This window comes from Palleronia pontilimi (assembly GCF_016412875.1).
Classification (GTDB): domain Bacteria; phylum Pseudomonadota; class Alphaproteobacteria; order Rhodobacterales; family Rhodobacteraceae; genus Palleronia; species Palleronia pontilimi.
On record NZ_JAEKPD010000005.1, the window covers coordinates 205,338 to 219,524 of the forward strand.

General features: G+C 67.6%; 12 protein-coding genes and 1 riboswitch. Of the genes, 1 reads left to right on the forward strand and 11 read right to left on the reverse strand.

From position 1 onward, the window contains the following. Positions 1–32 precede the first annotated feature (32 nt). Positions 33–1,136, reverse strand: coding sequence for a GTP cyclohydrolase FolE2 (gene folE2, locus ILP92_RS06205; RefSeq protein WP_198915496.1), 1,104 nt, complete (start codon positions 1,134–1,136; stop codon positions 33–35). A gap of 93 nt (positions 1,137–1,229) precedes the next feature. Next, positions 1,230–2,426, reverse strand: coding sequence for an O-succinylhomoserine sulfhydrylase (gene metZ / locus ILP92_RS06210; RefSeq protein WP_198915497.1), 1,197 nt, complete (start codon positions 2,424–2,426; stop codon positions 1,230–1,232). Between the two features lie 40 nt (positions 2,427–2,466). Continuing rightward, a riboswitch (SAM riboswitch) is annotated at positions 2,467–2,545 on the reverse strand. A gap of 58 nt (positions 2,546–2,603) precedes the next feature. Here metZ and ILP92_RS06215 point away from each other — a divergent pair. Then, the gene (locus ILP92_RS06215) at positions 2,604–3,287 is read left to right on the forward strand and encodes a glutathione S-transferase family protein (protein WP_198915498.1); all 684 of its coding nucleotides are present in this window, start codon (positions 2,604–2,606) and stop codon (positions 3,285–3,287) included. Here ILP92_RS06215 and ILP92_RS06220 read toward each other — a convergent pair. From ILP92_RS06220 to ILP92_RS06260, 9 genes are all read right to left on the reverse strand, one after another. Beyond that, the gene (locus ILP92_RS06220) at positions 3,277–3,891 is read right to left on the reverse strand and encodes a (d)CMP kinase (RefSeq protein WP_198915499.1); all 615 of its coding nucleotides are present in this window, start codon (positions 3,889–3,891) and stop codon (positions 3,277–3,279) included. The two genes, ILP92_RS06215 and ILP92_RS06220, sit on opposite strands and share 11 nt — an antisense overlap. A gap of 58 nt (positions 3,892–3,949) precedes the next feature. After that, the gene (locus tag ILP92_RS06225; protein ID WP_235971162.1) at positions 3,950–4,372 is read right to left on the reverse strand and encodes a GFA family protein; all 423 of its coding nucleotides are present in this window, start codon (positions 4,370–4,372) and stop codon (positions 3,950–3,952) included. Beyond that, positions 4,372–5,724 carry a 3-phosphoshikimate 1-carboxyvinyltransferase gene (gene aroA / locus ILP92_RS06230; protein ID WP_198915500.1) on the reverse strand — a complete coding sequence of 451 codons (1,353 nt, stop codon included), beginning with the start codon at positions 5,722–5,724 and terminating at the stop codon, positions 4,372–4,374. Before aroA ends, ILP92_RS06225 begins: the two co-directional genes overlap by 1 nt. A gap of 251 nt (positions 5,725–5,975) precedes the next feature. After that, positions 5,976–6,674: a tRNA (guanine(46)-N(7))-methyltransferase TrmB gene (trmB, locus tag ILP92_RS06235; protein WP_198915501.1), complete on the reverse strand. Its 699-nt coding sequence runs from the start codon at positions 6,672–6,674 to the stop codon at positions 5,976–5,978. 42 nt (positions 6,675–6,716) lie between these two features. Then, a complete protein-coding gene (locus ILP92_RS06240) occupies positions 6,717–7,292 on the reverse strand; it encodes a DUF998 domain-containing protein (protein ID WP_198915502.1) in 576 nt (191 codons plus the stop codon). A gap of 187 nt (positions 7,293–7,479) precedes the next feature. Beyond that, entirely contained in the window at positions 7,480–8,817 is a 1,338-nt protein-coding gene (locus ILP92_RS06245) for an HlyD family type I secretion periplasmic adaptor subunit (protein ID WP_198915503.1), read from the reverse strand. Beyond that, a complete protein-coding gene (locus ILP92_RS06250) occupies positions 8,814–10,934 on the reverse strand; it encodes a type I secretion system permease/ATPase (protein WP_235971166.1) in 2,121 nt (706 codons plus the stop codon). The genes ILP92_RS06245 and ILP92_RS06250 overlap by 4 nt, the downstream gene beginning before the upstream one ends. A gap of 38 nt (positions 10,935–10,972) precedes the next feature. After that, on the reverse strand, positions 10,973–12,811 hold the full coding sequence (locus ILP92_RS06255) for a hypothetical protein (protein ID WP_198915504.1): 1,839 nt from the start codon (positions 12,809–12,811) through the stop codon (positions 10,973–10,975). A 98-nt stretch (positions 12,812–12,909) separates the two neighbouring features. Next, a partial coding sequence (locus ILP92_RS06260) for a hypothetical protein (protein ID WP_198915505.1) occupies positions 12,910–14,187 on the reverse strand: 1,278 nt, incomplete at its 5' end.

Sequence of the window (14,187 nt, forward strand, 5' to 3'; positions counted from 1 at the left end):
GGGTCATGGCCCCTGTCAGCCGCGCTTGTCGCTCAGCCGACGTGGAACAAGGACGCGAAGGCGCGCGGGTCGATGCTGTCCTGGCGGAAGGTTTCGCCGTCGACCAGGATGCTGACCGCGTCGTGGCTGTGCAGGCTTTCCTGGTGCGATGCCGCCACCCGGAAATCGCCGATCCGCGGATCGGCCTGCAACTGCTCGGCGAAGAGCCGCGCGGCATCTTCCACGAAGATCGGGTTGGCGGCGTTGAGCTCGGCGAAGGCCTGCTCGTCCTCGCGCTTGACCATGACCTGCGTCTCGGTCGGCACGGCGCGTCGGCAGAGCGCGATCAGGTCCTCGAACCACAGGGTATCGCCATCCTCGCTCAGCTCGACCGAGATGCGCGCAACCGAGCGCTGCGAATGCGGCGTGGCCAATTGCCCGCGGGTGCGGCGCGCGTGTTCGCTGAGCTCCAGCGAGCACGGGCAGGTCGACGAATAGACGTAATCCATATGGATGATCTTGCGGCGCGTGCCTTCGGCTTCCACCAGTTCCAGGGCGAAGTCGTAATACTGGTAGCCCGACAGCCCCGAGCGCAGGCTTTCCACCTTCACCGGGAAGGAGAACCGCATCTGGATGCGCGCGTCGAACGAGTCCAGGTCCGACTTGTAGTCGTCCAGCGCCGCTTCGATCACCGCGAAGCTGAAAGTTTCTTCGGCCCGGCGATAGAAGGTGCGCATGATGCGCGACATGTTGATGCCCTTCTTCTCGGCCTCGAGGCTGACGGTGCCGGTCACGCTGGTCTCGAGCGTCAGCACGTCGCCATCGCGGGTCTTCACCCGCAGCGGCAGGCGGAAATTGCTGATGCCCACGTGCTGGATCAGGCGGCGCGCGCCCGAAATCAGCGACGTCGGCCCGTTTTGCAAGTCCGGCAGGGTCGCGCGATATTCGGGATCGGCCACGAAATCGTCGCGATACTCATTGGCCAGCTTCGGGTAGGGCTTCGCGCCGTCGTCCAGCAGGACCGAGTGCAGGGCCGGGTCCAGCGCCTCGACATCCGCGGGCGCGGCACTTTCGGCCCAGGCCCGCAGCTGCGCCAGAAGCTCGTAGGCTTCTCGGCGGCTCAGATCTTCGCCGGATTCAACAATTTGACCGTCCATGAAACTCCACCTGTCTCTTACGTTGGCGCAAAAATCGATATAGGGGGCGCAAGGGACTTTACCAATTGGCAGATTGTCTCATGGACGCAGGGCTCAACTCTTGGGCGACCCCGCCGCATCCAGCCCCCGCCGCAGGTCCGCCAGCAGGTCGTCGGCGTCCTCAAGCCCCACCGACAGGCGCAATAGGCCTTCGCCGATGCCTAGATGGGCGCGCTGCGCGTCGCTGAGCCTTTGGTGGGTCGTGGTCGCCGGATGCGTGATGATCGACTTGGCATCCCCCAGGTTGTTCGAGATCGTCACCAGCCGAAGCGCGTTGAGCATCGCGAAGGCCGCCGGTCGGCCGCCCGCCAGGTCCAGCGCGATCACCGTGCCCGGCCCCGTCATCTGCGCGGCGATGATGCCCGACTGGGCGTGGTCCGCGAGCCCCGGGAAGATCACGCGGGCAAGCCGCGCATCGCCCGCCAGCCCTTCGGCCACCGCCTGCGCCGTCGCGGCCTGGGCCCGCACGCGCAGCTCGAGCGTCTCGAGCCCTTTCAGCATGACCCAGGCGGTGAAGGGCGACATGGCGCCGCCGGTATGCTTCAAGTAGGGCTCGACCGTCTTGCGGATGAAATCGCGGGTGCCCAGGATCACGCCGCCCAGCGCCCGGCCCTGCCCGTCGATATGCTTGGTGGCCGAATAGATCACCACGTCGGCGCCCATCTCGAAGGCGCGGCTGAAGACCGGCGTGGCGAAGACGTTGTCCACGATCACCGTCGCACCCACCCCGTGCGCCAGATCGGACACGGCGCTCAGGTCGATGACCTCGAGCGTGGGGTTGGAGATGGTTTCCAGGAAGACCGCGCGCGTGTCCGGCCGGATCGCCGCGCGCCACTGGTCCAGGTCGATGCCGTCCACGAAGCTGACCTCGACGCCGTAGCGGGTCAGGATCTCTTCCAGGATATACAGGCACGATCCGAACAGCGCCCGGCTGGACACCACGTGGTCGCCCGCCTTCAGCATGGAGCTCAGCGCACCGTTGACGGCCGCCATGCCGCTGGCGGTGGCGAACGCGTCCTCGGCCCCTTCCAGCGCCGCGATCCGCTCTTCGAACATGGCCACGGTGGGGTTGCCGTAGCGGGCATAGATGAATTCATCCTGGCCCAGGTTCTCGAACCGCGCCGCGGCGGCCTCGGCGCTGTCATAGACGAAGCCTTGCGTCAGGAAGATCGCCTCGCTCACCTCGCCGTACTGGCTGCGGCGGGTGCCCGCATGGACCGCGCGGGTCCGCTTTTTCCAATCGTCTGTCATCAAAGGGGTCCTTTCGACATCAACCCCACCGATACCAAAGGCGGGGGACGTCCCGACCTCTTTAGCGGCATGTTTTACGTGGCCCGCAATCCGGTGTACAAATCGCCACGATGCTTCTGCTACTGCGCCGCGGCGCGCGGGTCAATATGCGTGAACATCCCGGCAGCAGGAGCGTCCATGCCACCGATCGAGCTTTACTACTGGCCCACGCCTAATGGCTGGAAGGCGTCGATCGTGCTGGAAGAGCTGGGCTTGCCCTACGATCTGCATCTCGTCGATATCGGCGCGGGCGACCATCGCAGCGACGCCTTTCGCGCGATCTCGCCCAATGGACGGATCCCCGCGATCGTCGACCCCGACGGCCCCGACGGCGCGCCCATCGCGATCTTCGAATCCGGCGCGATCCTGCAATATCTGGCGCGCAAGACCGGCCACCTCGGCGGCGCGACCGAGCGGGCCCGCACCGAGGTCGACCAGTGGCTGATGTGGCAGATGGGCGGCGTGGGGCCCATGGCGGGCCAGGCGCATCACTTCCTGAAATACGCGCCCGAGGATATCGCCTACGCCAAGGACCGCTACCGGGATGAAGTGGCGCGGCTTTACGGCGTGCTCGACCGCCAATTGCAGGGCCGCGCCTTCGTCACCGGAGACGACTACACCATCGCCGATATCGCGATCTACCCCTGGGCGTCGCTGTGGGAAGGCCAGCAGCAAACGCTGGACGACAAGCCCGACCTCGCGCGCTGGCTCGACACCGTGGCCGCACGGCCCGCGGTGCAGCGCGGCACCGGGCTGCACCTGGACAAGCGCAAGGCGTTCCAGGACGACGCCGCGGCCAAGGACAACCTGTTCAACCGCTAGCGCGCGCCGCCGCGATCACCGCCACCGCGCGCGCCACGGCCTGGTCGATGCTCAGGTCGCTGGTGTCGATCTCGACCGCGTCGCCGGCGGGGCGCAGCGGCGCGTCGGCGCGGCCCATGTCCCGCGCGTCCCGCGCCCGCACATCCGCCAGCACGTCCTGGAACGAGGTCTCGGCCCCGCTGTCCACAAGCTCGTCGTAACGGCGGCGGGCGCGGATCTCGGGAGCGGCGGTGACGAACAGCTTCACTTCCGCCTCGGGGCAGATCACCGTGCCGATGTCGCGCCCGTCCAGCACCGCCCCGTCGCCCAGCCGCGCGAAGCGGCGCTGGAAGGCCAGCAGCGCGGCGCGCACGTCGGGGTTCGCGGCGACCTGGCTGGCCGCCTCGGCCACGTCGGCGCGGCGCAACCCGTCACGCTGAAGATCCTCGGGCCTGAGCGCGCGCGCCGCGTCCACCGGATCCGATCCCTCCAGCATCCGCGCGCCCGTGGCGCGGTAGAGCAGCCCGGTATCCAGGTGCGCGAAGCCGAAATGCGCCGCCACGGCCTTGGAAATCGTACCCTTGCCCGCTGCCGCGGGACCGTCGATGGCCACCGTGAACGCCATTTTGTCTTCACCTGTCTCTAAATACCTGGAAGCGCGCCCCAGCGGGCCCGCGCGACGCTCATTCGGCGGCGGGCGGCCCGTCATCGGCGTGGTCGAACTGCCGCAAATCGTCCGCGATCTCGTAATAGTCGCCCTTGTCGGCCACGAAGATGTGCCAGGCGGTCTGCAGCCCCGTGGGCTTGTCCAGCGTGCCCGCGAAGATCGACAGGTTGGCCCCGCCGCCGTCCCAGAACAGGTTCGACCCGCAGACCGGGCAGAAGCCCCGACGCGCCGATTCCGAGCTTTTGTACCACCGCACCTCGCCTTCGATGTCGATGCTGTCGCGCGGTGCTGCGGTGGCGGCGCCGTGGTGGCCCGAGGTCCGGCGGCACATCTGGCAGTGGCAGTTCACCACCGGCCGCATGGGCCCGCGGACCCGGAACGACACCTGATTGCACAAGCACCCGCCCATCACCGGCAGATCGGCATCGTCGCTGAACATCACGCGTCCTTCCGTGTCACCTCGGCCCCCAGATCGCCCATGAGCGTCTCGAAGATGGGGAACGATGTAGCGATGGGCTGCCCGTCGTCCACCGTGACCGGCTTTTCGCTGGCCATCCCGAGGATCAGCGCCGACATGGCGATCCGGTGATCCAGCCGGGCCGCGAAGGTCGCACCGCCCGCGACACCGCCGGGCCCGCGTCCCGTCACGCGCCACCAGTCCGGCCCGTCCTCGACCGTCACGCCGCAGGCGCGCAGACCTTCCGCCATGGCGTCGATCCGGTCCGATTCCTTCACGCGCAGCTCGGCCACGCCGGGCATGTCGGTCACGCCTTCGGCGCAGGCCGCGACGACCGACAGGATGGGGTATTCATCGATCATGGACGCCGCGCGCTCGCGCGGTACGCGGATGCCCTTCATGGCGGGCGAGAAGCGCGCCCGCAGGTCGGCCACCGGCTCGCCGCCCTCGTCGCGGCGATTCTCGAAGGTCAAATCGGCGCCCATCTCGACCAGCGTGTCGAACAGGCCCGCGCGCGTGGGGTTCAGCCCGATCCCAGGCACCAGCACGTCCGAGCCTTCGACGATCAGCGCCGCGCAAACCGGGAAGGCCGCGCTGCTGGGATCCTTCGGCACAGCGATCGACTGGGGGCGCAGTTCGGGCTGGCCCGTCAGCGTGATCTCGTGGCCTTCGTCCGTCTCGCGGGTCGCGATCTCGGCCCCGAAGCCCGCCAGCATCCGCTCGGAATGGTCGCGCGTCGCCTCGCGCTCGATCACCACCGTCTGGCCGGGCGCGTTCAGCCCCGCCAGCAGGACCGCCGATTTCACCTGCGCCGACGGCACCGGCGTCGCGTAGCGCACCGGCACCGGATCCTTCGCGCCCACCAGCGTCAGCGGTAGCCGCCCGCCCGCGCGTCCCACCGCGCGCGCGCCGAACAGCGCCAGCGGATCGGTCACGCGCCCCATGGGCCGTCCGTTCAGCGACGCGTCGCCGGTGAAGGTCACGGCCATGTCGTGGGTGGCCACCGCCCCCATGATCAGCCGCACGCCGGTGCCCGAATTGCCGCAATCGATCACCTGGTCCGGCTCGTGGAAGCCGCCGACGCCGACGCCGTGCACCGACCACGCGCCGCCTTCGTGCCGCACCACGTCGGCGCCCAGCGCGGCCATGGCCTTTGCGGTATCCAGCACGTCCTGCCCTTCCAGAAGCCCGGTGATCCGCGTCTCGCCCACCGCCATGGCGCCGAGGATCAGCGACCGGTGCGAGATCGACTTGTCGCCCGGCACCTCGGCCGTGCCCGTCAGGGGACCCGCGCGGCGGGATTGCATCGGAATGGGGTCGCCGTGGGCGGACATGTGGGGCCTCGTTCGCGCGGATTTCGCAACCCGCGCGACAATAGGCATGGGGTCCGGGGCCGCAAGCCCCCCGCGAGCGTCAGATCAGGATGGCCAGCGGGATGATCAGAAAGACGAACAGCGGCAGGGCGAGGTTTTTGCAAATGCGGGACATGGTGACTCACGCCGTGAAAGGGTTGCGTTCAATACCCGCTCATACCCCGGCGAATCGCTTTGGAAACCTCGCAACTGCGTGATGGGCAAGAGGGCGCTCAGTCCCGGCGTCGAAATGTCACATAATGGGGCACGCGCCCCTCGCGCAGTGCCTTCTGCTCGTAGCGGGTGGGGATCCAGTCGTCCCACGCCACGCCGCTTTCGCCCAGCAGATCGAACCCCGCCGGCGGCACCTCTTCCAGCGTTTGACGCACGTAGTCGGGGATGTCCGTCGCCACCCGGAAGATCGCGCCGGGCTGCATGACGCGGGCAAGCGGCTGCAGGTGCTCTGGCGTCACGAAGCGCCGCCGATGGTGGCGCGCCTTCGGCCACGGGTCGGGATAAAGCAGGAACGCCCGCGCCACGCTGGCATCGGGCAGCACGTCGAAGAGGTCGCGCACGTCGCCCGGATGCACCGCCAGGTTGGTCACGCCAGCGGCACGGATCTTGCCCAGCAGCATCGCCACGCCGTTGATGTAAGGCTCTGCCCCGATGATCCCGACGTCCGGGTTCGTGGCGGCCTGGTGCACCAGGTGCTCGCCGCCGCCGAAGCCCACTTCCAGCCAAACCGGCCTGCCCCCGAACAGCGCCTTCAGATCCAGGGCATTGCGCTCGGGGTTCACGTCCCAATCCACCGCGCCGGGGCTCAGGCGCGCCAGATCCTCGGCAAGATACGCTTCCTGGCTGTCGCGCAGGGCGTGGCCCTTGCGGCGACCGTAGAAGTTGCGCCAGGGCGCGTTTGCGGGCTTTTGCGACATGCGCGCCGGACTAGGCCAGCGCCGCCCCCTGCGCAAGGGCGCTCAGGCCTTCAGGCTTTCGCTGAGCGACAGGCGGTGCGTCGTCTCCCAGCCGCGCGCCAGGAACAGCCAGGACAGCGGCACCAGCCACAGCAGCGTGCCCGACACCGCCAGTTTTTCCAGGATACCGTCGATCCCGTTGGGCGCCAACTTGAACGCCGTCGCCAGCACCGCCCAGATCGCGGCCGAGATCCAGAAGAGCCACTTGTAGCGCGTGTTCACGCCCCCCGCGCCACCGGCCATGGCGATGGGGCCGATCAGGTAGAGCGGCCCCAGGAAAAAGGTCAGCCGGGTGTGGACCGACATATCCTGGGTCTGCTGCCCGAACTCGTCCCAGACGCCCAGCAGTACTTCGATCAGCGCCAGGAACGACAGGCAGAACAGACCGACGGTCCAGCCGATCCGGCCCAGATGCGCGTGGGCCGCGGCGATCGCCAGCGCCAGCAATCCGGCGGCGTTGAAGTAGAAGCCCACGTCCATGATCCACTTCTGCTCGCCGCGCGCGAGATCGCTGATCGTGTCGGCGATGAAGTCGTGCTGGGTGACGAGCGTGCCCGCGGTGATCGCCACCAGCGGCATGACGTTGCCGACGATCCCGGCTATGCCGCAGAAGATCAGCAGTTCGGGCCGCTCCTTGGCGACGATGTCGTGATCTTCGTGGCGGTGTTTTGTTCCGGTCGAGATGGCCCGCGCTCCTTCTGCATGCGGGGTCCAAACCGCCGCAGGGCGCGCGGGGTTCCATGGCGGGGGTGGGCCGCGCCCGCGCCTAGTGCTCGCGGAAGGCGCGGGACATGCTGTCGCGGACGGGCTTGGTCAGGTACTCGAAGAAGGTCCGGGTCTCGGTCTGGACCATCACCTCGGCCGGCATCCCCGGCACCACCTGCGCGTCGGTCAGACGCTCGAGCTCGGCGCGCGAGATTTCCACGTTCGCCTTGTAAACCTGGCGTGTCAGCCCGTCGGTGGATTCGCTGAGCGAGTCGGCCGAGACATACGAGACGTGCCCGTTCAGCACCGGCGTGGTGCGCTGGTTCATCGCGCTCAGCCGCACGGTCGCGGACTGGCCGACGCGCACCGTGTCGATATCCGTGCGCAGCACGGTGATCTCGACGATCAGCGGTGCGTCGGCGGGCAGCAGTTCGGCGATGGGCTTGCCGGTCTCGATCACGCCGCCGGGGCTGTGGTAGTGCAGCCGCACCACGGTGCCCGCCACGGGCGCGGTGATCTGCGAGCGCACGAGGACCGCGTCGGCCTTGCGGGTCTGCTCGCGGATCGAATCGAGCTGCGCCTGGATTTCCTGGAGGTCCTCGTAGACGGACTGGCGCCGGTCGCTGAGATATTTCTCGCGTTCGCGCTCGACGCGGCCCATTTCCATATGGGTCTCGCCGATCTGCGCTTCGAGCCGGGCGATCTGGCCCTCGGCGTCCAGGATCGCGCGGCGCATCACGCCCAGTTCGGGTGTCGCCAATAGGCCCTTGTCGGCCAGCGTCTTGCGGTCGGCGAATTCGGCCCGCATGTCGGCCAGCCGCGCCCGGTGGCTGGCCAGCTGCGCCTCGTAGCCCTCGATGCGGATCTCGAGCGAGGTCAGCGCGGTTTCGATCACCGACAGGTTGCTTTCGATCACCGAGCGCGACACGTCGAAGGCCATGCGCTGCTTGGTCACGATATCGGCGATCTCGGGCACAGTCATCTCGGCCACCAGGTGATCGGGCAGGTTCATGGTCCGGGACAGGTTGGCCTCGGACAAAAGCCGCGCCTCGATCGCTTCCAGCCGCAACTGGCGCAGCCAGAGCTCGCGCTGGTCGGCCCGCGCGGCGGTCTGGTCCAGCTCGACCAGCACGTCGCCTTCCTTGACCACGTCGCCTTCGGACACGTCGATGCTGTGGATGATGCCGCCTTCCAGGTGTTGCACGATCTTGTTGCGCCCCGTCGCCACGAACGAGCCCTGGGCGATCACCGCCGCCGCCAGGGGGGCGGTCGTGGCCCAGATCCCGAAGCCGCCCAGCCCGCCGATCATCAGGCCCAGCCCGATCACCGTGAGCTTCGCGATGGACCGGGGCACTTCGGTGAACCAGTCCTGGCTGGGGTTCATGCGCAGGTCGGTCATGGGGTGTCTCCCTTGGCGGGTGGGGTCGGCCCGGACGCGCCGGGCAACCTGTTCTTCAGCTCGCTCAGACGCTGCATCACGTCGTTGCGGTAGCCGAACAGCGCGATATTGCCGTCGGCGAGCATCATGATCTTTTCGACCGCGGGAAGCAGGCTGGTCTTCTGGGTGATGACGACCACCGTGATGCCCTGCTCCTTGGCCTGGCCGATGGCGCGCATCAGCGCCTTGTCACCGGCCGCGTCCAGGTTCGAGTTCGGCTCGTCGAGCACCAGCAGCTTGGGCGATCCGAAGAAGGCGCGCGCCAGGCCCACCCGCTGCTTCTGGCCGCCCGACAGCGGCGAGCCGTCGACGCTGACCACCGTCTCGTAGCCCTGGGGAAGCGACGCGATCATGTCGTGGACATCGGCCAGAACGGCAGCGCGATAGACATCGGCATCGTCGGCGTCGCCCTGCATCCGGGCGATGTTTTCCTTGATGGTGCCCGGGAACAGCTGCACGTCCTGCGGCAGGTAGCCGATGTTCAGGCCCAGCTGGCGCGGCTCCCAGTTGCGCAGGTCCATGAGGTCCAGCCGCACGTTGCCCGAGGTCGGGATGATCGAGCCCACCAGCATCTTGCCCAGCGTGGTCTTGCCCGCGCCCGAATTGCCGATCACAGCCAACGTGTCGCCGGGGTCCAGATGGAAGCTGATCCCGTTCAGGATCACCTGCTTGGTTCCGCCCGGCACGTAGAGCAAACGCTCGACATCCAGCCGTCCGCGGGGATCGGGCAGCAGGAGCTTTTCGTGCCGGGCGGTGGCGCCGCGCAACAGGGCGCTAATCCGCCCGTATGCGTTGCGCGACAACAAGAACCCGTTCCAGCCTTCGATGGCGCCCTCGATGGGCGCAAGCGCGCGGCCCGCGATGATCGACGCGGCGATGACCATGCCGCCGGTGATCTCGCCCAGGATGGCGAGGTAGGCGCCCCAGCCCAGCATGCCCACCTGCGTCAGCAGGCGCACGCCGCGCGACACCGTGGCGCTCATCACGTTGCGGTCCTGCGCGCGGACCTGGGCCTGCAGCGACGCGGCCGTGTCGCGGCCCCAGATCGACACCAGCTCGGGGATCATCGCCAGCGCGTTGATGACCTGGCTGTTGCGCGACATGGAATCCAGGTGAAGATTGGCCAGCGATTGCGACTGGCTTGCCGACGCGAAGGGCTTGGCGGTGATCTTCTGGTTGACCATTGCGATCACGAACAGCACCAGCGCCGTCGCCACCACGATCATGCCCAGGTTCGGATGCACCAGGAAGATCGCCGTGATGAACAGCGGCGCGAAGGGCACGTCGAGAAAGGCCAGCAGCGTGCCGCCGGTCAGGAACGAGCGGATCTGCTGCAGATCGCCCAGCGTCTGGTATTCGCGCCCGTTGGAATTGAGCGATGCGTGCGCCGCGGCCGACAGGATCGGCGCGCCCAGCTTGGCGGCGATCTCGACCGCCGTGCGCATCAGCATCATGCGGCGGATCGCGTCGAGGATGGATTGCAGCACCACCGCGCCCGCGATCACGATCGTCAGCATGATCAGCGTGTCGAGCGAGCGGCTGGTCAGCACCCGGTCGGAAATCTGGAACAGGTAGATCGGGATCGCCAGCACCAGCATGTTCGTGGCCACGGTCAGCACCATGACCAGCGACAGGTTGCGCCGCACGACCCGCTGGCCCGCGGCCAGCTTCTCGGTCGCGTTCTCGGGGCCGAAGCGCTTGTGGAAACTGCCGCTGCCCCCGTTGCCGCCGCCGCCACCGCCGCCGCCATGGGTGCCGTCGATGGGGGGCTGGATCTCGGCCGCGGCCTTCTGGTCGCGCTGGTCGCGGGTCTTGCGCAGGGGCGGGTCGATGAAGGTCTGGTCGGGCGGCGCGACGCGGCGGACTTTCCAGCCCGTGGGCGCCTCGGCCTTCGGGGCCTCGGGCTGGCTTTTCGCCTCGGCACCGGCGGCTTCCGCTTTCGGCGCCTCGTCCGGAGTGATCGGGTTACGCAACACGAGCGTCGGCATGGCTCCCGCGCTTTTCCGTTCGGCGTTGCCCCTGTCCACCGCACGCTCGACAGCGTCCATGAAGGCCTTCGCCTTGTCCTGCTTCACCATGCTCGTCCCCTCATACCGTTTTGGCTACGCCGTGCCCGTCAGGCCAGCGCAAGCTGCATGACGTCCGCGGGTGTTCCCGCGTCGGCCAGTTCATTGGCGGTCGGCACATCGACCTGCGTGACCTGCGCTTCGGCGATCATGTCATCGGCCAGGAAGGCCACCGCCGCGTGGGCAAGACCGGGCTCGGGCCCGTTGCCCGTTTCGATCAGGTTGGCCTGGTAGATCAGCGCGTCGGAATAGACCTCGCCCGCCGCGGCCACGGTCGAGGGCATTCCCCCCACCACCACGTCCGCCACGTTGCCCAGGAAATTGCCCTCGGCATCCACCTGCGACGCGAAGCCTTCGATCAGGTCGCTGTCGAGCACGATGTTCGTCTGCTCGACCGCGTTCGACACGATCAGGTCGCCTGTGATGTGCAGGATGTTGATCGTGCCCGTGGTGCTGCCCACACCCGCATCGGCCAGCGCGTCCATATCCGCCCCGTCCTCGACGCTTGCGATCAGGTCCGCCACGGCCGAGTGGCCGCCGATCATGCTGTCGCCGGTCATCGAGATCGACGCCGAGTTGAGCAGCGCGTTGCCGATGCTGCCGTCCATGTCGCCCGCGCCGAAGAAAACGGCCACGTCGTCGTCGATCAGGACGTTCGTCTGGCTCACCCAGTTGGTCTGGATGAAATCGCCCTCGACGATGATCAGGTCGAACCCGGTGCCCAGCGCCTGCAGGAACTGGGCGTTGAACAGCAGGTTCTCGCCCGTCTCCAGCAGCAGGCCGCCCATGCTGAACGTCAGCGACACCGCGTCCACATCCGACAGCACGTTGATCTGGTGGGTCGCGTTCACGCTGATCAGGTCGCCCTCGATCGTCGCGATGGTGACCCCGCCCAGCACGCCGCTGAACAGCGGGCCTTCGTCCAACACGATCTCGGACTGGCCGTTGATCCCGGCCTGGTTGGCGAACACGTTTTCGCCCGCCCAGCCGATCCCGAAATCCTCGTCGTGGACCGCGTTGCTCTGGACGATCCCGCTCAGCGCGTAGGCATTGCCGCCGACCGCGATCACCGGTGCGTCGATCCAGATATTTGCGACCCCCGCCTGGTTCAGGGCCATGTTCTGCCCGGTCGAGACGCCGAACCGTCCCGCGGCACTGCCATCGTCGGGCTGCGGGCCGTAGGTTTCGCGCAGGGTCTCGAACGAGATCTGCTCGTCGGTCCACTGGCCATCGGACAGCCACTGCCCCTGCTCGATCGCCATGACATCGTCCGGGGTCGGCCCGAGCACGTGCAGCAGCTCCATGTGCTCTGCGACCGCGGTGCCCGTCACCAGGGTGTTCATCCCGTCGTCGGAAATCGCGCTCAGTCCGCCCAGCCCGTAATTGGCCGCCGCCAGCATGGCGTCGAGGCGAAGTTCGGCAAGCGCCAGCCAGGCGGCGGCGATGTCGGGCGCGATATCAAGGATGTCGTTGTCGTTGACGACGTTGATCTGGATCGTGACCGTCGCCAGGGATCCGGGCGGCGGCACCTCGAGCGGGCCCCACGTGATGTCCGGGGTCCCTGCGGGCAGAAGGACCGAAACCGTCGGCAATTCGAAGCCGGGCTCGGCCGCGGCCGCATCGGGCTCGAGCGGCGGCGCGAAATTCGGCAGCGCGTTCAGATCGAATGTGGGAAGCGACAGCCCGGCATCGGTGACCGACGGATCGAAGTCCGGAACGTGAAAGCCGGGCCGACCGGCCCCGACGCTCAGGTCGATTTCCCCGACGTCCTGCGACTGCTGCAACTCGTCGAACCTGTCGTAATCCAGACGCGAACGAGCCCCTTCGGCCTGTATCAGAAATAGGCCTATGAAATGAGCGACCTCTTCGGTGATCCTGTCCAAATACATGTCAGTTCCCCGTGAGAATGAAATAGAACTAATGAAATAAACTTAAGTGGCGTCCCCGCGCGGCGAGCGCCGCGCGGGGACTTGTCATTCCGGCCCGATCAGACCGTGTCGTCCTCGCCGACCAGCGACGAGGTCAGGTTGCCGCCGACCACGGTCATGTCGACCTGGTTGCCAAGAATGTTGGCGCCCATCGAGATCGACTGGTTGAACATGGCCTGGTCCAAGATGCCGTCGGCCGAGGCGGTCGAAGTTCCGGTCACGTAGCCGTCGTCACCGTTGTTCGATCCCCAGACGCCGGCCGAGGCACCGTTGCCGCCGGCACCACCGGTGGCCATGCCACCGACGCCGCCCGTGGCTCCGCCGCCGACACCCGCGCCGCCGATACCCGCGCCGCCGGCACCGCCGAATCCGCCACCACCGGCGCCGCCAGTGGCATCACCGGATGTGGCCGTCGCCGTGCCGCCCGTCGCCATCGAGCCCGACAGCGCACCCGAGGATGCGGCGCCAAGTCCGTAGCCGCCCGCCGCGGCAGCCGCCGCCGCCTGGGCGATGGCGTTACCGCCGTCTTCGTCGACCAGCAGGTCGAATATATCCAGGCTGCTTCCGCCCGTCGCGTCCGCGTCAGCGTTCGCTCCGGCCAGGCCCACGCCGACGCCAAGAGCACCGGCCTGCGATGCGGCCAGCGAGCCCGACAGCGCATCGGCCGATGCGTCCGCCTCACCCGAATCGCCTTCGCCGCCTTCGCCGCCCGTGCCTTCACCGCCTTCGCCACCGACGCCGAAGCCACCGATGCCGAAGCCGCCGATGGCGCCGCCCGCGTTAGCCGATGCAGCGCCGCCCGCGGCACCGTTTCCGCCTTCGGCATCGATGCCATCGTCGGATTTGGCCGAGCCGCCAGCGGCAGTGCCGCTGTTGTTGAAGCTAGCGTCGTTCTTCACCGTCGGGTTCTTCAACGTGTCGGAGTCGTCGAGCTTGTTAGAGAAGATATTGACGGTTCCGACATCATTGCCCGGGCCATTCAGGGCATCGTTCAGGATGTCCTTGATGTCGTTGCCGGGGTCGATGTCGCGACCGGCGTAGTTCAGGCCGTGGATGGTGGAATTGTCGATGTCGATGCCGTCATTGTCCTGATCGTCATCGCTCATCGGCTGCAGGTTCGCCGAGACATCCACCGTGACGCTGGTCATCGAGTCGTTGGTGTTGGAATTGGCGTTGGCGTTGCCGTTGAAGTTGCCGTTGGCATTGCCGTTCCCGTTCAGGTTGCCGTTGCCGTTCCCGTTCAGGTTGCCGTTGCCGTTCCCGTTCAGGTTGCCGTTGAGGTTCTCAGACGATTGCTCGCTGGTCTGGGACTGTTCCTGACCCTGGCCTTGGCCCTG